This is a genomic window from Shewanella eurypsychrophilus (genome assembly GCF_007004545.3).
In the GTDB taxonomy this organism is placed as follows: Bacteria; Pseudomonadota; Gammaproteobacteria; order Enterobacterales; family Shewanellaceae; genus Shewanella; species Shewanella eurypsychrophilus.
Genome location: NZ_CP045503.2, coordinates 2,981,799 through 3,003,378, shown reverse-complemented (window position 1 = coordinate 3,003,378; position 21,580 = coordinate 2,981,799). Strand labels below are relative to the sequence as shown.

At 42.6% G+C, this 21,580-nt stretch carries 19 protein-coding genes and 1 tRNA gene; 9 read left to right on the top strand and 11 right to left on the bottom strand.

Features of this window, described 5'->3' with window-relative positions; all coding sequences use genetic code 11:
- Positions 1-27: 27 nt before the first annotated feature.
- From yfbR to FM038_RS12655, 8 genes are all read right to left on the bottom strand, one after another.
- Positions 28-615: a 5'-deoxynucleotidase gene (yfbR, locus tag FM038_RS12690; RefSeq protein WP_142871274.1), complete on the bottom strand. Its 588-nt coding sequence runs from the start codon at positions 613-615 to the stop codon at positions 28-30.
- A gap of 115 nt (positions 616-730) precedes the next feature.
- Positions 731-1,945 carry a pyridoxal phosphate-dependent aminotransferase gene (locus tag FM038_RS12685; RefSeq protein WP_142871273.1) on the bottom strand — a complete coding sequence of 405 codons (1,215 nt, stop codon included), beginning with the start codon at positions 1,943-1,945 and terminating at the stop codon, positions 731-733.
- A gap of 324 nt (positions 1,946-2,269) precedes the next feature.
- A complete protein-coding gene (efp, locus tag FM038_RS12680; protein ID WP_142871272.1) occupies positions 2,270-2,833 on the bottom strand; it encodes an elongation factor P in 564 nt (187 codons plus the stop codon).
- A gap of 47 nt (positions 2,834-2,880) precedes the next feature.
- Positions 2,881-4,068 (bottom strand): elongation factor P maturation arginine rhamnosyltransferase EarP, encoded by a 1,188-nt coding sequence (gene earP / locus FM038_RS12675; RefSeq protein WP_142871271.1) that lies wholly within the window; start codon positions 4,066-4,068, stop codon positions 2,881-2,883.
- Positions 4,069-4,405: 337 nt separating this feature from the next.
- Entirely contained in the window at positions 4,406-4,936 is a 531-nt protein-coding gene (fldA, locus tag FM038_RS12670) for a flavodoxin FldA (protein WP_142871270.1), read from the bottom strand.
- Positions 4,937-4,984: 48 nt separating this feature from the next.
- Positions 4,985-5,257, bottom strand: a complete 273-nt coding sequence (ybfE, locus tag FM038_RS12665) for a LexA regulated protein (RefSeq protein ID WP_076411368.1) — start codon at positions 5,255-5,257, stop codon at positions 4,985-4,987.
- A gap of 11 nt (positions 5,258-5,268) precedes the next feature.
- Positions 5,269-5,490: a DUF2788 domain-containing protein gene (locus FM038_RS12660; protein ID WP_142871269.1), complete on the bottom strand. Its 222-nt coding sequence runs from the start codon at positions 5,488-5,490 to the stop codon at positions 5,269-5,271.
- A gap of 86 nt (positions 5,491-5,576) precedes the next feature.
- Positions 5,577-6,356 (bottom strand): alpha/beta fold hydrolase, encoded by a 780-nt coding sequence (locus tag FM038_RS12655; RefSeq protein WP_142871268.1) that lies wholly within the window; start codon positions 6,354-6,356, stop codon positions 5,577-5,579.
- Between the two features lie 309 nt (positions 6,357-6,665).
- On the opposite strand from FM038_RS12655, the gene seqA reads away from it, so the two are divergent.
- The gene (gene seqA / locus FM038_RS12650) at positions 6,666-7,208 is read left to right on the top strand and encodes a replication initiation negative regulator SeqA (RefSeq protein ID WP_142871267.1); all 543 of its coding nucleotides are present in this window, start codon (positions 6,666-6,668) and stop codon (positions 7,206-7,208) included.
- 103 nt (positions 7,209-7,311) lie between these two features.
- On the top strand, positions 7,312-8,976 hold the full coding sequence (gene pgm / locus FM038_RS12645; protein WP_142871266.1) for a phosphoglucomutase (alpha-D-glucose-1,6-bisphosphate-dependent): 1,665 nt from the start codon (positions 7,312-7,314) through the stop codon (positions 8,974-8,976).
- A gap of 70 nt (positions 8,977-9,046) precedes the next feature.
- Here the strand turns inward: pgm and msrA are convergent, their stop codons facing one another.
- Positions 9,047-9,526 carry a peptide-methionine (S)-S-oxide reductase MsrA gene (gene msrA / locus FM038_RS12640; protein WP_142871265.1) on the bottom strand — a complete coding sequence of 160 codons (480 nt, stop codon included), beginning with the start codon at positions 9,524-9,526 and terminating at the stop codon, positions 9,047-9,049.
- Between the two features lie 309 nt (positions 9,527-9,835).
- On the opposite strand from msrA, the gene astE reads away from it, so the two are divergent.
- From astE to FM038_RS12605, 7 genes are all read left to right on the top strand, one after another.
- Complete coding sequence (gene astE / locus FM038_RS12635) at positions 9,836-10,885, top strand: succinylglutamate desuccinylase (protein ID WP_142871264.1); 1,050 nt, start codon at positions 9,836-9,838, stop codon at positions 10,883-10,885.
- Between the two features lie 194 nt (positions 10,886-11,079).
- Positions 11,080-12,258, top strand: a complete 1,179-nt coding sequence (locus tag FM038_RS12630) for a thiamine pyrophosphate-dependent dehydrogenase E1 component subunit alpha (RefSeq protein WP_142871263.1) — start codon at positions 11,080-11,082, stop codon at positions 12,256-12,258.
- Positions 12,259-12,261: 3 nt separating this feature from the next.
- Complete coding sequence (locus FM038_RS12625) at positions 12,262-13,239, top strand: alpha-ketoacid dehydrogenase subunit beta (protein WP_142871262.1); 978 nt, start codon at positions 12,262-12,264, stop codon at positions 13,237-13,239.
- Between the two features lie 9 nt (positions 13,240-13,248).
- Positions 13,249-14,868, top strand: coding sequence for a dihydrolipoyllysine-residue acetyltransferase (locus tag FM038_RS12620; RefSeq protein ID WP_142871261.1), 1,620 nt, complete (start codon positions 13,249-13,251; stop codon positions 14,866-14,868).
- Between the two features lie 134 nt (positions 14,869-15,002).
- Positions 15,003-16,070 (top strand): quinolinate synthase NadA, encoded by a 1,068-nt coding sequence (gene nadA, locus FM038_RS12615; RefSeq protein ID WP_142871260.1) that lies wholly within the window; start codon positions 15,003-15,005, stop codon positions 16,068-16,070.
- A 174-nt stretch (positions 16,071-16,244) separates the two neighbouring features.
- Complete coding sequence (locus tag FM038_RS12610) at positions 16,245-18,242, top strand: methyl-accepting chemotaxis protein (RefSeq protein WP_142871259.1); 1,998 nt, start codon at positions 16,245-16,247, stop codon at positions 18,240-18,242.
- A gap of 270 nt (positions 18,243-18,512) precedes the next feature.
- On the top strand, positions 18,513-19,295 hold the full coding sequence (locus FM038_RS12605) for an EcsC family protein (RefSeq protein WP_142871258.1): 783 nt from the start codon (positions 18,513-18,515) through the stop codon (positions 19,293-19,295).
- A 361-nt stretch (positions 19,296-19,656) separates the two neighbouring features.
- On the opposite strand, the gene FM038_RS12600 is transcribed toward FM038_RS12605, so the two are convergent.
- Together FM038_RS12600 and cls are read right to left on the bottom strand one after the other, a co-directional pair.
- Positions 19,657-19,747, bottom strand: a tRNA-Ser gene (locus FM038_RS12600).
- A gap of 326 nt (positions 19,748-20,073) precedes the next feature.
- On the bottom strand, positions 20,074-21,531 hold the full coding sequence (gene cls / locus FM038_RS12595) for a cardiolipin synthase (protein ID WP_142871257.1): 1,458 nt from the start codon (positions 21,529-21,531) through the stop codon (positions 20,074-20,076).
- Between the last annotated feature and the right edge of the window lie 49 nt (positions 21,532-21,580).

The window sequence follows — 21,580 nt, the reverse complement described above, 5'->3', positions numbered from 1 at the left end:
CCTTAGTCTTATTAAGACTGTCAAAAATTAGAGCAGCTGGTTAATATCATCTAGGTTTAACTTGAAGCTGGGGACGTAACATTCAATAAAGTAATTCACTGCTGGATCGGGGTTTTCATGTAAGGCTAGCTCTAAACGTTTTCTAGCAGTATTAAACTCACTGTTACCCGCGCCGTGTTCCTCGAGACATTTTAAATAGGCACAAATAGTATCAGCCGATTTAACTAGGGCTTTATAAGTCATGTCGGAATGCTCGCTGACTAACAAGCTTTGATAGTCTTGCTTAAACTCATCAGGCACCATCTCAAGTAGTCTTTGTTCGGCAATGGCTTCAATTTTTTTGTATTCAGCTTCTATCTCTTTATTGAAGTACTTTACCGGTGTCGGTAGATCACCAGTAATTATCTCACTGGCATCGTGAAAAATAGCGACTGTCGCGGCTCTGTCTGGTGAAAGTGATGTACCAAATTTCCGATTACTGATGATGGCTAGGCTGTGCGCAACCATAGCGACTTGTAAGGAATGTTCTTGCACATTTTCACTGCGGACATTGTACATTAATGGCCAGCGTTGAATTAATTTCATGCGAGCTAGGTGAGCGAAGAGATGACTCATTAAATATTAACCACTTATTCTATTGCCGACATCAGCTTACATTAGCACAAGCAGGCAGTTAGAAAAGACAAAGCAACCACGACGGTTGCTTTTTTAGTCAATTAACGTTTAAATTTTACTGGCGATAACCATCCATAAATTCACCGAACTCGATTAACGCTTTTTCGAGATCTTCTTTATGAGGCAAAAAAACCACCCGTAAATGATCCGGTTCTGGCCAGTTAAATGCCGTGCCATGAACAAGTAAGATTTTCTTCTCTTTGAGCAGGTCTAATACCAAGCGTTCATCATCCCGAATGTTAAACTTCTTGGCATCTAGCTTAGGAAACGCATACATGGCCCCTTTAGGGCATTTAACACTGATGCCAGGGATCTGATTGAGCAGCTCGACACAGGTATCACGTTGAACCTTTAAGCGGCCATCATCAATGAGTAATTCATTGATGCTTTGATAACCGCCTAATGCCGTTTGAATGGCATGCTGATTTGGCACATTCGAGCATAAGCGCATCGATGCGAGCATATCTAGGCCTTCAATGTAACTTTTAGCCGCTTTTAAGTTCCCTGATAACATCATCCAACCTACCCTAAAGCCAGCTGCACGGTATGACTTGGATAAACCATTGAAGGTTACGGTGAGAATGTCATCAGATAAGCTTGCTGCAGGGATATGCTGGGCTTCGTCATAGAGAATTTTGTCGTATATCTCATCGGCGAACAAGATCAGATCGTGTTGTCTACACAATTCGACGGCTTCAATTAATAGCTCTTTTGAATAAACCGCCCCCGTAGGGTTGTTAGGGTTTATCAGCACCAATCCGCGAGTTCTTGGGGTTATTTTAGATCTGATATCATCCAGATCCGGAAACCAGTCAGCTTCTTCATCACAACGGTAGTGTTGCGCATGGCCACCAGAGAGATGAACCGCCGCAGTCCATAATGGGTAATCAGGTGAGGGGATTAATACTTCATCACCCGCATTTAGTAGGCCTTGCATTGCCATGACAATCAGTTCTGAAACACCATTACCTATGTAGATGTCTTCTATATCGACACCAAAAATCCCTTGTGATTGATAATGCTGCACTATGGCCTTACGGGCAGAGAAAAGTCCTTTAGACTCGCAGTAGCCTTGAGCGCTCGGTAAATTGAGGATCACATCTCGAACAATCTCTTCTGGTGCTTCAAAACCAAACGGTGCGGGATTGCCAATATTGAGCTTTAGGATACGATGGCCTTCATCTTCAAGGCGTCGTGCTTCCTTGTGTACCGGGCCTCTGATGTCATAACAGACACTATCTAGCTTATTTGACTTGATTATTGGTCGCACTCTCTAACCTCTAAATTTCGTAATAGCAGTGTGAAAAACGAAAACCGCATAAAGTCTATGGACAATAACTAATTAAGGGGAAGTTGAGAAGTCATTTCAGTCTTAAATGGGGAAAATAGACAAAACAGATGCAGTGATAAAATTCAATCGTTAACATTAAACTATACCTTGTTAGTGTTTAATTCTTCTTGTTGCTAATTTTGTGGTGCTATATGCTGCGGCGATTATTGGGGCAATAAAAAAGCCAGCATTGAAATGCTGGCTTTAATCACATATTGAGCTCACTTATTCATACATACATTTTTTACAAAGTAGAATGAGAGGCTATACGCGTTTCTTGAATTCGTGTGTACGAGTATCAATCTCGATAAAATCGCCCGTTTTAACGAAATCTGCAACGGTAAGTGTGAACTCGGTACCCAAAAGAGTGGCAGGCTTCATGACTTTACCTGAAGTGTCACCGCGAGCCGATGGCTCTGTGTAACCCACTTCACGAGCAACCGTTGTTGGCAGCTCAACAGAGATAGCTTTACCTTCATAGAAAGTAACCTGAACGATATCTTCCATACCGTCAACGATATAGTTAAGTGCATCGCCGACATTTTCGGCTTCAACATCGTATGGGTTGAACTCTTCATCCATGAATACATACATAGGATCAGCATAGTAAGAGTAGGTACAATCTAAACGATCTAAGATGATATCTTCAATCTTATCTTCGGCCTTAAATGCAGTTTCAGTGCCTGAGCCAGTAAGTAGGTTCTTTATCTTCATCTTAACGACTGCAGAGCCGCGTCCTGAATTGTGAAAATCAGTTTTTAAAACGACCATAGGATCTTTACCCACCATGATCACATTTCCGACGCGGATTTCCTGAGCTGTTTTCATTTATTCAATTCCTAATATTCACAGACAATTTGTTTCAGCGCAGAATACTAGCCTTTTTTGACAAATTGCACTAGTCGTGTGGCCAAATCTGCGTCATTAATTGCGTCTACTGGCCAGTTTTTTATATGCGACTGCATTTCTGTAGCTGAATAATCCATTTCCTGCCATTTTGAAGCGGTTGATTCTGCATCATCTTGATTAAAAGCGACATTCAGCGCGGTCCAGGTTTTCGCTGTCTGTTGCTCTAGATGCTTGCAATAGCGTTGTGTAAATGCACTGAGCTTATCCAAATGGATATCATTTTCTTGCGCATAAATATGCCAGATAAAGGGCCGCATTGCCCATTGTGCTCTGATAAATGAGTCTTCGCCGCGGACAATATTAAAATCACAGCTCCAAAGTAAGCGGTCATAGGTATCTTGATCTGTCATCGGCAAGATATGTATGGTTAATGCACCAAGCGTAAATGTCATCCCTGGCGCTAAGCTATCTATTGGCAGTAATGCACTCAGGCTATTTAAGCTTCTACCCATAGGGATCAATGCATGAACGGGCTTAATTGATTGTTGCCATAGTTGGCACAAGCTCTGTAGGGCGGGGGACTCATAACTGAAGACGCTAATGAGCGTATCATCCTGTTTTACCCCCTCGATTGACAATGAGGCTAACAGGTTTTCGCGGTTTTCTGCTGATGCTTGCCATTGGGTTACCTCTGCTAATAAATGATGTTCGCAGAGTAGTCCACCACTTTTGGGTGAGAAGCCTGGAAAGAAAAAATGTTTTGCAATGGCATTACTCTGTAGAGACGGTAAACCATGACAATCATCTATCCAAGATTCTGCACTTAAGTACTCTAAGTTAATCCAAGTTGGCGGTGTGTTAATCTGTTCTAGCTGGCTTAAAATCGCTTGGGGTAATTCACAGGCGAATGCTTCGATAAGTACCAGACCAGGCTGCCAGTTTATTGGTAGTGGGTGAGTCCAATGGATAATCGTCACACCTTGGTGGCATTGCACTGGAGTTTGAGGGCATAGCTTAGGCAAGATATGAGAGAAGCTGTGTAAGTCATCGACCCAAAGGTTAACCTCGATATTGAAATCGTCAGCAAGCTGTTTAGCCAGACGCCATGTGACACCAATATCACCGTAATTATCGATAACAGTACAAAATATGTCCCAGTGCGAGCTAGGTTGCTGCTTTTGTTGAGAGCCTGATTGAGAAGTTGGGAAAGTCATAAAGAAAGCTCACGTAGTTAAAGAATGAAGGTACCTGCTAATTTCAGGTAAGAGCCCTAACTAAGGGGAGATGTCGATAGTATACAGCAGAAAGATATCAAGACTTCATGGCATGAAATTAACGCTCATCCCAGTACTCTATACAATAAGAAGGACATGTCTGTGTCCAGACACTAGGTCAGTTTTTAATGACCTCCACGGATGGAGGAAATGTCGTTTGAATGTCGGGAACATTAACGACCGTCCTTGTACTCTTTATAAAAAGAGCGACATAAATGTTCCAGACATTAAAAAGCGGCGCTATTGCTAGTCGCCGCTTTTGCATAAATCAGAAGAATTAATCGCCTAATTCAGCAAGACACATCTCTTCATAAATCTGTTTAACCCAAGCGTCAACACGCTCTTCAGTTAATTCAGGTTGTCTGTCTTCATCAATACCAAGACCAACGAAGTGTTTCTCATCTTCTGTCAGGCCTTTAGACGCTTCGAAATCGTAACTTTCGACTGGCCAGTGACCAATAACGATACCACCACGGCCTTCAACGATTTCGTTGACCATACCCATGGCATCAAGGAAGTATTCAGCATAATCTTCTTGATCACCACATCCGAAGATGGCTATCAATTTATCTTCGAAGTTAATCTGCTCGAGATCTGGGAAGAAATCATCCCAATCACATTGAGCTTCACCGTAATACCAAGTTGGGATCCCGAAAATGAGCAGATCATATTCTTGAATCTGCTCTTTGGTACTCTTGGCAATGTCTTTCACCTCAACCATTTTCTTACCCAGTTTCTTCTGGATCATTTTGGCTACGGCTTCAGTGTTACCTGTATCGCTACCGAAAAAAAGACCTACAGTTGCCATTGTCTTTCCTTTATCTAATTCGCTGTAATGTTATCGTCAACAAAAGCGTTAGGCCGAAACCTGCTTTTGCAATATTAATTCGATTAATTGGCTGCGGCTGATATTACTGGCCAAAGCTTTTTCATTCAAGGCGTCATACAAATCTTGTGACACCTTTAACTCTATTCGTTTTAATCCATTCGCTTTATCGCGTTGGATCTGATTTCGCTTATTAATTTTGAGCTGCTGATCTCTAGGTAGTGGGTTACTACGAGGACGACCGCGACGCTTTTCTGTTGCGAATAGATCGATTGTGGTTCTGTCTGAAGTTTCTTTTGCCATTGGATCTGTCTTTAACCTATGCCTGTACCTTCCCAGGACATCTGTATTACACCTTTTGCTATAAACCCGGCACAACCGAGGAATAATACTAACCAAACGATATAGCGGCCCAATTTAGGGACTTTGCCCTGCTTTAGCACGTCATGAATAGCCATACCGATAAAGAAAAAAACCGCTGCAAAGAATAGGTTTAAACCTACTGCTTCAATTTGTTCCATATACTGAGATAACATAAATCGCTTCCTCAGGCCAAAAAGAGGCGAGAATATAGCATAGTTAAACTATGTCCGCTATAAAGTTCAAAGTTAAACATGCAGATTTACTTATTATGTTTATTGATAAAATCACAGACAATTCGATTGAAAATAGTTGGCTTTTGAGCGTGTAGCCAATGGCCAGCTCCCTCAATCGTCTTCGCTTGTACACGAGGAAATTGTTTTAATATGGCTTCACGGTGTTCTGCTGTGACGTAATCAGAGTCGCCTCCACGAATGAACAAGGTCGGTTTTTTATACTGTAAGTATGCGTCCGTAGCCAAATTGTTATGCCAACCGATCAGATCTGCATAGCATTCTTTGAGGCCATTAAGGTTCATTTTCCAAGTGAAACCCTGTTGAGTACGGTTGAGATTTTTTAATAAAAATTGGGCAGTCCCTTCATCAATGTCTGCTTGAATGAGTTGATGTAACGCTTCTGAACGATTTGAAAGACGGGTTAAGTCGATATTTTCTAAACCTGCGAATACTTTTTGATGTCTTTCGTCATAACTGACTGGAGCAATATCAGCGGCAATTAAGCTTAATACTCTTTCGGGAGCACTTAATGCGGTAGCCATCGCTATCTTCCCTCCCATTGAGTGACCTAGGATATGCGCGCCTGGTAGACCCAGCTCATCCATAAGGTCTAATACAGCCCTTGCTAGATGTGGGTAATCCATCTGTTGCCAATGGGGGCTGAGTCCATGGTTGGGTACATCCACCCTGATGACTTGATGTTGCAGTTCTAGGCTCTTGCCAAGCGCCTTTAAATTATCTAAATTTCCGAAAAGACCATGAATTAAGATCACTGCAGATCCTTGGCCAGAAGAGATGTAATGCATGGAATGTCCCGTAAACCGTTTTAATATTGTCACTCGTGGCTTAATTGTGCCTGTAAAGGTCATATCTTGACAAGAATACTCAGGTATCAAAGCAATGTTTGCTGGCTTTTTGAGCAAACATCAAAACTTTTGTGCTTCTAAAGCCGATCTAAGCAAATTTTAGCTTATTGCCACTTTATTAGAAGGCTATAGATGACATACACTTGCATTAGATCGTTAATCATCGGGATCTGTCCATTTATGAAGGTTTATATAAATGATTAATGCGAACGGTAAATTAATTAATTTCACTTAAGGAAGATTAAGGTCATGAAATATATCGAGGTCGATGAAGAGCTGTATCGCCATATTGCAGGTAAAACAGAACGAATTGGTGAAAGTGCTTCAGATATCCTACGCCGTTTGCTTGGACTTGATGTTGAATCTGTTAATCACTATGCCCCTGAAACGATCAGTCATCCGAGTATGGAGTCAGTTGAAGCGCCAGCTAAAGCTCAAGACGTTGTAGTCATTAATACTGATTTATCTGAGTGTATTAATAAAGATGAGCTAGCAGGGCAGAAAGGCGCCGTCGGTCGTTTCCTCTTTATCTTAGAAGCGGTTTACCGTGCAGCGCCAGAACAGTTTTCTCAGGTATTGCAGATCCAAGGGCGCGACAGGCTCTATTTTGCGACATCAAAAGACTCTTTGCTTAAAGCAAGCAAGTCTGCAAACCCCAAAGAGATAGGCACAAGTGGTTTCTGGGTCACTACCAACAATAATACCGCTAAGAAAAGGACTATTTTGACGGAAGTCCTACAACAGTACGGTACAGTAGAAGCCCAAATAGAGACAATAACAAACAATTTGTAATCGTCTAGACTAATTGTAATACGATACGACTAAGCTGAAATCATCACTGTATGAGTTCGGCTTTTTTTATCTGTAGACCATTTTTGTATATAAGGAAACGAGTGTGAGTATTCATGAGCGAGCAGGACAGATTGCACACCAAGAGGATTTGGTGAATATTCCCAAGTTGATGAGCCATTACTTTGCCATCAGCCCCGATGTATCTATCAATGAACAGAGAGTGTGCTTTGGCACATCAGGTCATCGTGGAAGCTCGTTAAAAGCCAGTTTCAATCAAGATCATATCTTGGCTATCACCCAAGCTGTGATCGACTATAGAACAAGTGTTGGTATCTGCGGCCCTCTGATTCTGGGTATTGATACACATGCGTTATCTCAAGCGGCATTTGTGAGTGCTATTGAAGTTTTAGTGGCCAATGATATTCACGTTATCATTCATAAAGAAGATGGTTTCACCCCTACACCAGTCGTGTCACACGCCATCATAATGTTGAATCAAGCCCCTAAGGACGGTCATACAGGGCTAGCTGATGGTCTGATTGTTACACCTTCACATAATCCACCTCAGGATGGAGGCATTAAATATAATCCTCCTCATGGTGGACCCGCCGAAGGTGAGATAACAAAATTGATTGAAGATAAAGCGAATGCTTATCTCAAAGACAATCTGCAGGGGGTTAACCGCATTGAGTTTGCCCAGGCAATCGAGTCTTCATTGGTCAATGCTCAAGATTTAATTACTCCCTATGTTGATGACTTAGCATCTGTTGTTGATATGAAAGCCATTGCTGATGCCGGAATTTCAATGGGGGTAGACCCACTAGGAGGCTCTGGTATTCACTATTGGAAACCCATTGCAGAGCGTTATGGACTGGATATCACGCTAGTGAATAACAGTATCGATCCCAGCTTTAGTTTTATGCCTCTTGATAAAGATGGCAAAATTAGAATGGACTGCTCCTCTCCATACGCGATGACGGGTCTATTAAAGCAACAAGATAAATTTGATCTTTGCGTCGGTAATGATCCCGATTACGATCGACATGGGATCGTGTGTCCAGGCTTTGGCTTAATGAATCCTAATCATTTTCTCGCGGTCGCCATTGATTATTTAGTGACTCATAGACCCCAATGGTCAGACAGTTTAATTATTGGCAAGACATTAGTATCGAGTGCGATGATAGATAAAGTCTGCCAGCAACATGGCAAGCAGATGAGCGAAGTGCCGGTAGGTTTTAAATGGTTTGTTGATGGTCTTGCTAATGCCACACTGGCTTTTGGTGGCGAAGAGAGCGCTGGCGCCGCCTTTTTACGCCGTGATGGTACGACTTGGTGTACCGATAAAGACGGATTTATTTTAGCGCTACTTGCTGCTGAAATACTGGCTGTTACAGGTAAGAGTCCGGCTCAAAGATACCAGGAGCTGGTAACTTTACACGGTGAGAGTTTCTATAAGCGTGTTGACAGTCCGGTAGAAGCAGATAAAAAAGCCAGGTTTACCGAGGTGCTTAAGCAAGAAGTGAACTCAGAGACATTAGGAACAGAGGTTCTTGCTGGCGAGGTAATACTTAGCGTGTTGACCAAGGCACCCGGTAATCAGGCTAATATTGGCGGGATAAAAGTTGTCACCAACAATGCTTGGTTTGCCGCTCGACCATCTGGTACTGAAGCACTGTTTAAGATATACGGCGAAAGTTTTATCAGCCAAGAGCATCTTGAGCAAGTGATTAATGAGGCTCAATCGATTATAGATAGGATACTATCCTAAAATGAATAAGTACCTAGTTGCTTAGTTGCTTAGTTGCCTAGGTTTTAGGATCTAGATCCTAGGTACTTCATTAAAAGCTTATGTGGCAGCTAGGTAAATTATTCTTGAGTAAATAATTCTGGTGGTACTCTTCAGCACAATTAAAAACCAGAGCAGGGACTATCTCAGTGACTATCTGTTTTTCTCCCCACTTACCACTGTTAGCGAGGTGTAATTTAGCGTGTTCTGCAATGAGCTGTTGTTGTTCATTATGAAAAAAAACTGCACTTCTATATTGATTGCCTATATCGTCACCTTGACGATTTAAGGTCGTTGGATTGTGGTTCTGCCAAAATATATCCAATAAGGCATCAAAAGATACTCGCGTTTCATCATATTCAACCTGCACCACTTCTGCATGGCCAGTTTCACCAGCTTTAACCTCTTGGTAACTCTTGAGTGCATCATTGCCACCCATATAGCCGCAACGAGTTTGCTTGACACCTGAGATCTGATTAAAAAAATATTCCACACCCCAAAAACAGCCTGCGCCAAATGTTGCTATTGCCATAGTTACCTCATTATTACTACTAAATTACTATCAAAACGAATTTTATAATCTTGTCTATTACCAGATGCATTGTTACTAGATATCCGTCTGGATGGCTAGACGTCTTCATTGTGAGCTTTCTGAAAATAATATGCAACAGAGAAAGTTAAAAAGCGTAAAGATATTATTTGATGAGCTGATAAATAGCTGACGTGTAGGTTAAGTGGTACTATTCTGGTTAATAGATTTTCGTAAAAAATTAAAGGATCTTACTCAGATACGCACCAGAAAGAGTGCCATTAGGTAATAAGAATAATTAAGGAGAATTTTGTGCTACAAGCGCTAATCAAGTCACAAGACTTTTTGAAGTTTACATTAGACAACCCACAGTATTTTGAAGAGGGTGGTACTTTCTCTATTGGTGAACATACGCAAGTCGAAGTATGGGATACAGGTGTGATTGTGTTCGAACCAAGGAGCATTGCTGCTGGTTCGAGTGAGCATAAGGATATCGTTCTCTCTTGTGCTGTACACGGTAATGAAACCGCGCCGATAGAACTTTGTAATGCCTTGATCAAAGAACTCTTACAAGAAAAGATCATTGCAAAACAAAGAGTATTATTCTTATTTGGTAATCCGCCAGCCATCATTAATGGTACCCGCTTTATCGAGGAAAACCTTAATCGTCTATTTAACGGTGCCCACTCGGCTGGCGAAGGGTTAACCAATCCAGAACGGATCCGCGCTAAGAAATTAGAGCAATATGTTGATACGTTTTTCAGCACTAAAAGTAAGCCTATGCAGCGGATCCATTATGATCTTCATACGGCTATTCGTGCCTCTAAACATGAAAAGTTCGCGATCTACCCATACCGGCCTGGGCGTCAGTACAGTGCTGAGCAGATCATGTTTCTGGAAGCTTGCGGCATAGACACAGTGTTATTTCATCATGAACCCACCACGACGTTCAGTTATTACTCTTCAAAGAATTATCAAGCCGATGCATTTACCATCGAGTTGGGTAAAGTCTTACCCTTCGGCAAAAATGATATGACTCGATTTATTGCCTTGAAAGAGATGCTAAATCGTTTAATTACCGATGCACCACTAGGTTTGAATAAATTTGATGAGACTCAAGTTAACCTTTATCAGGTATGCCGTGCGATCAATAAAGGCTTCGATGATTTTGAATTTACCTTTGCCAATGATGTTGAGAACTTCACCGCATTCCCGAGAGGTTACATTTTAGCAAAAGAGGGAGGCATGGATATCAAGGTTGAGCACGATGTCGAGGCTATTGTTTTCCCTAATGCCAAAGTCCCCGTAGGACAAAGAACCGTTTTATGTTTAAAACCTGCCAGCACTGATAACATCGCCTAGTTGGCGTGTTTTCCAAGCGGGTTGTAAAGCTAAACATACGCATTAAGCAATCGTTAGTTTTTGATAAGCCGTTTAGAACGGTTGCTTGCACGTTTACGTTAACGTAATGTCCTTCCCGCGTATTACAACAAATGCTGATCGGCTCGACAGAGAGATCAACACAGAATAAAGCACTCAGCTGATAAGAGAATAGTATGAGCAACGCAACAAGCGATAATGACACTGTCCACCGCGTCAGTTTTTTAAATAAGGGATCGGTTAACATCCCCATCCTTAGAGTATTGCAAGCAGACGGTACCGTATACGAAGAAGCAGTACTGCCAGCCATTGATGAAGCACTCGCTCATCGAATTTACGATACTTGTGTTTTCACCCGTGTGCTAGATGAGCGCATGCTTGGGGCACAAAGACAGGGCCGGATCAGTTTTTACATGACCTGCACCGGTGAAGAAGCATCAATCATAGGCAGTACCGCTTCATTAGACGATGAAGATGTTATCTTAGCTCAGTATCGTGAACATGCAGCCATTCGCTATCGTGGTTTCACTACTGAACAGTTTATGAATCAATTATTCAGTAATGAAGAGGATTTGGGTAAAGGCCGACAGATGCCGATCCATTACGGCAGTGCTGAGCTTAATTACCAAACCATTTCATCACCGCTAGCGACACAAATTCCCCAGGCAACAGGTGTCGGTTACAGTTTTAAGATGCAAGGTAAGCGCAATATCGCCATCTGTTATTTCGGTGAAGGTGCTGCATCTGAAGGAGATTTCCATGCAGGCTTAAATATGGCTGCTGTGCTGAATTCACCGACTATATTTTTCTGTCGCAACAATGGCTACGCTATTTCTACTCCGACGACTGAGCAGTTTGCCGGTAACGGTATCGCCAGTCGTGGTCCCGGTTATGGCATGCACACTATTCGTGTTGATGGAAACGACATGCTTGCGGTCCTTGCTGCAACTCAACAGGCTCGCGCTTACGCCGTTGAAAATAATAAGCCGGTACTCATCGAAGCAATGACATATCGCCTCGGTGCACACTCATCTTCCGATGACCCATCGGGTTATCGCTCAAAAGATGAAGAAGCTAAATGGCAGCAGCATGATCCAGTCAAACGTTTCAAGCTTTGGATGATCAACAAAGGTTGGTTAACTGAAAAGCAAGATATTGAAATGTACGATAAATATCGTAAAGAAGTGCTAAAAGAGCTTAAGCTTGCCGAAAAGCGTCCACTGTGTATGCTCGACACCTTAATTGAAGATGTGTATGACACGCCTACACCTCGTTTAAAGCAACAGTTAAAGTCGTTAAAAAAACACATCAAGAAATACCCAGATTCCTATCCAAATAGCAAAGGGAGACTCTAAGCCGTGGCTAAGATTAATATGTTACAAGCCATCAACGACGCCCTGAGTACTGCGCTGGAAACAGATGACAAGTCAGTGCTATTTGGTGAAGATGTGGGGCATTTCGGTGGTGTATTTCGTGCGACGTCCGGTTTACTGGAAAAGTTTGGTAATGAACGCTGTTTCAATACGCCTCTTACCGAACAGGGGATTGCAGGGTTCGCTAATGGCTTAGCCTCTAATGGCATGACTGCTATTGCTGAAATCCAATTTGCCGATTACATTTTTCCTGCAATCGATCAGATCATCAACGAAACGGCAAAATTCAGATATCGCAGTGGTAATGAGTTTAACGTCGGTGGTGTCACGTTTAGAACGCCTTATGGCGGTGGGATAGCAGGGGGGCATTATCACTCTCAGTCCCCAGAGGCTTATTTTACCCAAACAGCCGGTCTAAAGGTCGTTGTGCCCCGTAATGCATATCAAGCAAAGGGACTGTTACTTGCTTCGATTCGTGACAATAACCCCGTCATTTTCTTTGAACCAAAACGCTTGTATCGTGCCAATGTCGGTGAAGTCCCTGATGAAGACTATGAGATTGAGTTGGGTAAAGCTGAAGTGGTAACAGAAGGGACTGATATCACTTTACTTGCCTGGGGTGCTCAGATGGAGATCATCGAAAATGCTGCTGATATGGCGGCGAAGAAAGGCATCTCATGTGAAGTCATTGACTTAAGAACGCTTGCACCTTGGGATATGGATACCGTAGCGGCTTCGGTGAAAAAAACCGGTCGCTTATTGATAAACCATGAAGCACCATTCACAGGTGGTTTTGCAGGTGAAATTGCAGCAACGATACAAGAGGAGTGTTTCCTTCATCTTGAATCTCCAATTTCCCGAGTTTGTGGACTCGATACACCATACCCTTTAATCCATGAGAAAGAATATATGCCTGACGCGCTGAAGACATTCGAAGCGATTAAAGCATCGGTTAACTTTTAGGAGTCAGGCATGATTAAAGAATTTATTCTTCCCGATATCGGGGAAGGGGTTGTAGAGTGTGAGCTCGTTGAATGGCTGGTGAGTGAAGGCGATATAGTGACTGAAGATCAGCCCATTGCCGATGTGATGACAGATAAGGCGTTGGTCCAAATACCAGCACCCCATGGCGGTGTCATCAAAAAACTTCACTATGCGAAGGGCGAGATAGCCAAAGTGCATGCTCCTTTATATTCGGTTGATATCAATGGTTCATCACAGTTAGATGCAAGTGATGATATTGAAATTGATGATTCAGTAGCAAGTGAGCATGATTTCAATGAAAAAAATTCAATGCAAAAAAATGCTGATATAGGCATCACAACAGCAGTGAGCCATCTGCAAGTCGAGGAGTTTTTACTTCCCGATATTGGTGAGGGTATTGTCGAGTGTGAGCTGGTTGAATGGCTCGTTAATGAAGGTGATATTGTCATTGAAGATCAACCTATCGCAGACGTGATGACCGATAAAGCTCTGGTACAAATCCCGGCTATTAAGGCGGGTAAGATAGTCAAACTACATTATCGTAAGGGGCAGTTGGCGAAAGTTCATCAGCCATTGTTTGCGGTTGAAGTTGAGTCCGAAGAGGTGGAACAAACTCAATCAACTAAAGTAGATATAGCATCTTTGAGTTCAAGTGATAGCGCAACAAGTGAACCTGTCGCTCAAGGTAAAGCACTTGCTAGCCCAGCTGTAAGACGCATGGCAAGAGCACTAGATATCGATATTGCCGCAGTGAAAGGCTCTGGTAAAAATGGTCGTGTATATAAAGACGATATCGAGCTTCATCAGTCGGGCAAAGTCTCTAATGTTAAACTTGTCAGTTCAGCAAGTGATGTCAGCCAAGTCAGTAAGCCTGTTGTAGCGCAAGAAGCGACAGCACAGAGCCAAGATAGAGTCGAACCCATTCGTGGCGTGCAGGCTGTGATGGCCAAAATGATGACTGACTCAGTGTCGACCATTCCTCATTTTACCTATTGTGAAGAGATTGACCTCACTGAGCTTGTGTTGCTACGCGAAAGCATGAAGAAGAAGTACTCAAGTGATGAGCTTAAGCTTACCATGATGCCATTCTTTATGAAGTCACTCTCATTAGCGATTAAACAATTCCCAGTGATCAATAGCCGAGTGAATGCCGATTGTACCGAGTTGACCTACCTTTCAAGTCACAACATAGGTATGGCTGTCGATTCTAAAGTGGGTTTGCTGGTACCTAATGTTAAAGATGTGCAGGATAAGTCGATACTCGAGATAGCCAGAGAGATCACGCGTCTCACAACTGCTGCTCGAAGCGGTCGTGTGAGTCCAAATGATCTAAAACAAGGCAGTGTCTCTATTTCGAATATCGGTGCGCTCGGTGGGACCGTGGCTACCCCAATCATCAATAAGCCTGAAGTGGCTATTGTAGCATTAGGCAAGTTGCAAACCTTACCCAGGTTCAATACTGATGGTGAAGTCGAAGCCAGAAAAATCATGCAGGTAAGTTGGTCAGGCGATCACCGTGTTATTGATGGCGGCACAATCGCACGCTTCTGTAATCTATGGAAACTGTATCTTGAGCAACCTCAAGAGATGTTACTTGCAATGCAATAACCTTAATTTACCCTTCGGTTTGATTAAAAGAGCGCATTTGCGCTCTTTTTTACGAGCTACTGCTCATTTTTAGTTAATTTTTCAATCATATTTACGTATAATCTCGCTAATAAGAAATCCGCCTTGGTTTAAAGATGAGTCAGTCAGCCCCACAAATTGCAGATATTCAGTATCCTTTTCCACCTAAACCGCTTCCATTATCCGAGATCGAAAAAGGCAAATACAAGGCCCGTATTAAGCTGCTTTTAATCGAAAAAAATGCAGTGCTAGTGGCTCATTATTATACCGATCCTGAGATCCAAGCGTTAGCAGAAGAAACGGGTGGCTGCGTTTCAGACTCCTTAGAAATGGCTAGGTTTGGGCGTGATCATCCGGCGAAAACCTTGATTGTTGCGGGTGTTAAATTTATGGGGGAAACCTCAAAAATACTTAGCCCGGAAAAAACTGTACTCATGCCGACGTTAGAGGCAACTTGCTCTCTGGATATCGGTTGCCCCATCGATACCTTCAGTGATTTCTGTGATGCTCATCCAGACCATACCGTGGTTGTATATGCCAATACCTCCGCTGCCGTTAAAGCACGTGCTGATTGGGTGGTTACATCGAGTATTGCACTGGAGATCGTTGAGCATCTCGATAGTGAAGGAAAAAAAATCATCTGGGGTCCAGATCGCCACTTAGGCAGCTATATCGCTAAGCAAACGGGTGCTGAAATGCTGATGTGGCAAGGTGATTGTATTGTTCACGACGAATTTAAAGCGAAAGCTTTACGCGAATTAAAACTGTTACACCCTAATGCTGCTGTCTTGGTTCACCCCGAATCACCAGCCAGTGTTGTTGAACTCGCCGATGCAGTCGGCTCTACTAGCCAGCTGATCAAATCTGCGCAGCAGATGGAAAATGACACATTTATCGTGGCGACTGATAGAGGCATCTTCTATAAGATGCAACAAGCTGCGCCAGATAAATTATTAATTGAAGCACCAACGGGTGGCAACGGAGCAACCTGTAAAAGTTGTGCACATTGTCCTTGGATGGCGATGAATGGACTGCAAGCTATCGAGTCATCATTAATGGCTATCGACACCAGCGAGCATGAAATCTTTGTTGATGACGATTTACGTGAAGGTGCGCTGATCCCACTCAACCGTATGCTTAATTTTGCTGCTGAACTCAATATGAAAGTCAAAGGTAACGCGTAAGCGCTTCACTTAAAAGAAATGATACAAACTTTGACCTAAGTCACGCCTTATTTGATGTAGAATAAGAAAGCTCTCAATTTGAGGGCTTTTTGTCATTTTATGGTTCAGTAAGTTATAGGGACTAACTACACTCTAGCCATAATATTCTAATTAGATCGTTTAAGGATATCGCTTATGAAAATTCGATGGATCGAAAATCTTACAATAAAAAATAAACTGCTTATTGTTATCTTACCGCCCATTTTGGGTTGCATTATTTTTGGCCTTTCCATTGTGTATAACCAGTTTCAACTTAGCCAAAGTTTAGCTAAAGTCGAAGTGTTGAGTGAATTGGCAGGTGTGAACAGTGCACTTGTTCATGAGTTGCAAAAAGAGCGCGGAATGAGCGCAGGCTTTCTTAGTGCACAAGGACAAGCGTTTATAAGTCAGCTGCCAGCTCAAAGAAGTCTTACCGATAAACAGATCCGGACATTCAAATCTTTTATCTCTACTCACGATTTACCCTCAGTGTTTACTTATCAATTATCCGAGGTTAATAACGGACTCTCACGCCTAAATTCAATAAGAAATAGCGTAGACAAGTTATCAATTACAATTGCTGACGAAGTAAAGTTTTATAGCAAACTTAATAGGGAGCTATTGAGCATTGTCGATCAAACTGCGCACGAGGGAGGCAGTCAGACGATCGCAATACAAGCTGCATCGTTTAGTGCATTTCTACAAATGAAAGAGCGAGCAGGTTTAGAGCGTGCGGTATTGAGTTCAATGTTTGGACAACAAGATATCAACTCACAGAGATTCGTTAAATTTGTGACACTCGTATCAGAGCAAAATAGCTATCAAGAGCGGTTTATTGCCTTAGCGGATGATGAAGTGAAGCAAGATTATCAAGGTTTGCAAAATTCAAAACCCGTCACCGATGTCAATGTGCTGCGACAGGTGGTTTTCGATCAAAATGCGCAATCTATACAAATGCAGAGTGCAGAAAATTGGTTTTCTCAGTCAACTAAGCGTATTGAATTACTGAGTCAATTTGAACAATCTCTAGCCAAATCTTTAATGGGGCAAACACAAAAGCAATTATCAGCCTCTAACCGCTTAATGTATAGCATAGTGCTGCTGATGTTAGTGTCGGGCGTTTTCGTTTTTGGCGTGTCGATTTTGGTCGGCAGATATATGCATCGAACTCTGCATCATATGCATACCACAGTCACTAAGGCACAAACCAACTTTGACTTAAGTCTACGAGTACAGACACATACCAGCGATGAGTTAGGCCAGCTTGGCACGGCATTTAACCTGATGATGATAGACTTTGAGCATGTCATTTTAAAGGTCAGAGACAATACCACCAGTCTATTACTGGCATCAGAGAAAATGGATACATGTGCCACCTTAATGCAGAAAGATGTTGCCATAGGGCACAGCGAGTCAGAGCAAGTTGCATCGGCAATGACCGAAATGAGTGCCACAGTTCAGGAGATTGCTCATAACGCAGTAAGTGCCTCAGAAGCGTCAACTGCTGCTAATATTGAAGCGAAAGCTGGCAGCATTGAAGTCAGTAAAACGGGAGCGAGTATTAAATTACTGGCGGTAGAAATTGATGACGCTGCTAAAGCGATTCATGAGCTTGATAGTGATATTCAATCCATTGTTAGCGTACTTGGTGTGATTAGTGGTATTGCAGAGCAAACTAACCTATTAGCCCTTAATGCGGCTATCGAAGCTGCCAGAGCCGGTGAGATGGGGAGAGGTTTTGCTGTGGTAGCCGATGAAGTAAGAAGCTTAGCCCAAAGAGCACAAACCTCCACCGAAGATATTCGCAGCATGACTGAGCGTTTAGAAAATGGTGCTTCGATTGCAGTAAAGGCCATGGAGAAAGGTAAAGCTCAAGCAGAGTTAAGCGTCAAAGAGTCACAAAAAGCCGGTGAAGAGCTGGATAGAATCGTATCTGAGGTCGGTGTTATCGATAGCATGAATGAGCAAATTGCCGCAGCGACTCATGAGCAATCGACAGTATCAGAAGAAGTGAATCGTAATGCACTTAATATCAGTGAAACTTATCGCAATACTCAAGCTGTCGCTGATGAGTTGAGTGAGCTAAACGAAGCATTACTTAACGATGCTAATAACATGGCGCAAGAAGTGAGTAAATTTAAGCTAAGTAGCTAAGTAGCTAAGTAGCGATCAAAGATCACTCTGTCTCTGCGAGACACAATATACCTCTTAATCAGAAATCAGGTTAAGAGGTATATCCTGCAAAAATTAACGCTAGCCCCACTCTTATCATTATTACTTCTACTTAAGTTAAATTTTTGGTCTTACAAAGTCCCCCTTGATGAAATAACAATTATCACTAGTATAGATTTAGGTTTATAGTCTCAAATACCAGTTTGACTCCTTAACAGCGGCTCTACCTTTACAGTCTTGAGAGTAATGATTATGCAAATTTCTAGTGAGCATCTAACAGAGCTCAAACATGCGAAACATCTGCTAGAAAATCCGGGCCTAGCGGCAAAAATGACTGATTTTGTGGGTACGCCAATCGAGATGCTAATCGACAGGTTGCCCGCTAAATGGAATGAAAAAATTAGCCAAGTGACTCAATCAGCGCTTAACTCTGCCACGCAAGCTGCGCTGTATACAATGAAAAATACCCCTGGCGAAGACGCTTCAAATAAATGGCATAAATTGGGTGTCGCCCTAAGTGGTGGCGTTGGCGGTTTCTTTGGGCTCGCAGCGCTCACAGTAGAGCTCCCGGTTTCGACCACACTTATGCTGCGCTCTATCGCAGACATTGCACGTTCAGAAGGGGAGTCGATTGATTGCCCTGAGACTCAAATGGCTTGTCTGCAAGTGTTTGCTCTTGGGGGAAGTAGCAAGGAGGATGATGGAACAGATTCTGGCTATTTTGCAGTACGGTCCATGCTTGCTAAAGCGACGGCTGAAGCAGCAGAACACCTGGCTAAGCATGGATTAGCACAAAAAGCCGCTCCGGTGCTGGTGCGCTTCATGGCTATTATTGCAGAGCGTTTTGGCATTCAAATTACTCAAAAAGCCGCCGCTCAGGCTGTACCTGCTATCGGTGCGATTGGCGGAGCGACTATCAATACTCTGTTTATTGATCATTTCCAAGATATGGCCAGAGGCCACTTTATCGTGCGTAAGCTTGAAACTAAATACAGTGCAGAATTTATCCGCCAGCAATATGATCAGTTAGTCTAATACCAATCGGTATAAAGATATGGGCATTCAACGAGAGGTGAGTTGCGTTACGCTTGAGGTGTTTTATCGAGTGACGACTTGCTGGAAACGAAAAAGCCCCAACATTTCTGTTGGGGCTTCGTCTTAATTTGGCGGTGAGTTAGGGGTTCGAACCCTACATTGATACGCTGTAAACCCATGATTCAAAAAATATATATTTATAAACGAAAAAGCCCCAACATTTCTGTTGGGGCTTCATCTTAATTTGGCGGTGAGTTAGGGCTTCGAACCCTACATTGATACGCTATAAACCCATGACTCAAAAAATATATATTTCTAAACGAAAAAGCCCCAACATTTCTGCTGGGGCTTCATCTAAATATGGCGGTGAGTTAGGGGTTCGAACCCTAGATGGGCTATAAACCCATACACACTTTCCAGGCGTGCGCCTTCAGCCACTCAGCCAACTCACCAATTTTCGTTATGTTTAAAGTGTTTAACGCCACCAATATCGTCAAAAGATTCACTAAGCTGGCTTAATTGCTTTCTCCTTTAACGGAGCCGTACTTTACGCAAAAGATGGATAATGGTCAAGTGATAAAGGTGTCATTTCAAGTGTTTGCACATTAGATATACAATTCGATTGTTAATCACATTATTACTGGCGATATGACATGTTCAATATCTACGAACAAATCCAGAGTCTTGGTGGTTGCTTAAACAGCTTCCTATGTTCAAGGCCCTGGATTTTGAGGAGCTGAAATAGTGATTACTATTCCATTTTTAAATTTTGGCTGATTTATAGCAATGGACTAAATAGATAGAAGAACTGTTCTGTTATTCGATTATATACTGGTCTTTTATGCCATTGTTGAGCATCTATTAATGAAGAGTTTGCGATATATTCCTGCTGTAAACTAGTTAGCTCCTGTGTGAACTTGAGATCATCCACTGCGAGGGTGAGTTCGAAGTTCAACCATAAACTGCGCATGTCCAAGTTGACGGTACCAATCAAGCTAAACGCTTCATCAATGACCACAGATTTAGTATGCAGTAAACCACCTTTGAACCTGTGGATTTTAACACCAGCTTCTAATAGCTCACTAAAAAATGAGCGACTGGCCCATTCAACCATTAATGAGTCATTCTTATCTGGAATGATGATATTTACACATATCCCTCTGTGTGCTGCTGCAATAAGTGCAACTTGTAGATTTTCACTGGGTACAAAGTAGGGCGTTGTGATCACTATTTTATGCTTTGCTTGATAAAGGCTTTGCAATAAAACTTCGTGAATGATCTCTTCAGGCATTCCCGGTCCAGATGGTATCACTTGTACGAGATCTAGTTTCTCATCAATAGAGTGGGGTTTACAGATTGGTGGTTTAGGCAGAAATCGTTGATTTGTTTCTACCTCCCAATCCCAAGATTGAATCGCGTTGAGTAAGGGGACGCTGCTTCCCTGTATCCTCACCATGACATCAATCCACTCACCCACTCCTGAATTGGTCTTAAAGCAGCTCGGATCGACCAGGTTCATAGAACCTGTATATGCGGTCATGTTGTCGATAATAACGATCTTCCTGTGCATTCTAAGATCCATACGTCTGAACAGTACCCTTAACGGAGAGACTTTCAAGGCTCTCGCAAGTTCAACACCCGCACTTTGCATTCTTTTTGGCCACTGGCTTCTAAAAAATTGATAGCTACCAGCCGAATCTAGCAATAACCTGACTTCTATACCACGTTGCGCAGCATTGATTAGTGCGTTGGCAACCTCATCAGCCATACCTCCTGGGTGCCAGATATAAAATTCTAGGTAGATAGATTCAGATGCGCTGTCAATATCTTTGATGATAGAGGTGAGGATCTCCTGCGGGGATGACTTTAGCATCAAGCTATTATCAGCAAGTGAGGGGATACCTAAGTGATTTTCACAAAGTTTCCCCACAGTTTGAGCATACTCACTGAGCATGGTGGGCTGATACTGTCTAAGAGTGAACAGATGTGAGAACCAGTCAGCGTAGGGTTGGTACATCTCTTTGGCGCGAAGGGCTCGAGTGCGGCCGATATTTTGCTCGCCAAATAGTAGGTATGCAACAATACCCACAACAGGAATAACGTAAATGACCATCACCCAGGCAAATGAAACACCGATCGAGCGTCTCCTGATCACGACCCTTACGGTGATCCCTATGATGATCACCCAGTAAAGAAGTACACTAAGCAGTGTGATGAGTTGGTAAACTTGGTCCATGTTTCCTTGCCTATTGATGTTATATGTCCCAAAGCAATGATATCTCAGC

Coding starts and splice junctions, on each gene's coding strand:
- seqA (WP_142871267.1), top strand. CDS start 6,666: ATGAAATATATCGAGGTCGATGAAGAGCTGTATCGCCATATTGCAGGT.
- ybfE (WP_076411368.1), bottom strand. CDS start 5,257: ATGGCAAAAGAAACTTCAGACAGAACCACAATCGATCTATTCGCAACA.
- msrA (WP_142871265.1), bottom strand. CDS start 9,526: ATGGCAATAGCAACATTTGGCGCAGGCTGTTTTTGGGGTGTGGAATAT.
- FM038_RS12660 (WP_142871269.1), bottom strand. CDS start 5,490: ATGTTATCTCAGTATATGGAACAAATTGAAGCAGTAGGTTTAAACCTA.
- FM038_RS12655 (WP_142871268.1), bottom strand. CDS start 6,356: ATGCATTACATCTCTTCTGGCCAAGGATCTGCAGTGATCTTAATTCAT.
- FM038_RS12630 (WP_142871263.1), top strand. CDS start 11,080: ATGAGCAACGCAACAAGCGATAATGACACTGTCCACCGCGTCAGTTTT.
- cls (WP_142871257.1), bottom strand. CDS start 21,531: ATGGACCAAGTTTACCAACTCATCACACTGCTTAGTGTACTTCTTTAC.
- nadA (WP_142871260.1), top strand. CDS start 15,003: ATGAGTCAGTCAGCCCCACAAATTGCAGATATTCAGTATCCTTTTCCA.
- efp (WP_142871272.1), bottom strand. CDS start 2,833: ATGAAAACAGCTCAGGAAATCCGCGTCGGAAATGTGATCATGGTGGGT.
- FM038_RS12620 (WP_142871261.1), top strand. CDS start 13,249: ATGATTAAAGAATTTATTCTTCCCGATATCGGGGAAGGGGTTGTAGAG.
- yfbR (WP_142871274.1), bottom strand. CDS start 615: ATGAGTCATCTCTTCGCTCACCTAGCTCGCATGAAATTAATTCAACGC.
- FM038_RS12605 (WP_142871258.1), top strand. CDS start 18,513: ATGCAAATTTCTAGTGAGCATCTAACAGAGCTCAAACATGCGAAACAT.
- fldA (WP_142871270.1), bottom strand. CDS start 4,936: ATGGCAACTGTAGGTCTTTTTTTCGGTAGCGATACAGGTAACACTGAA.
- earP (WP_142871271.1), bottom strand. CDS start 4,068: ATGACTTTCCCAACTTCTCAATCAGGCTCTCAACAAAAGCAGCAACCT.
- FM038_RS12610 (WP_142871259.1), top strand. CDS start 16,245: ATGAAAATTCGATGGATCGAAAATCTTACAATAAAAAATAAACTGCTT.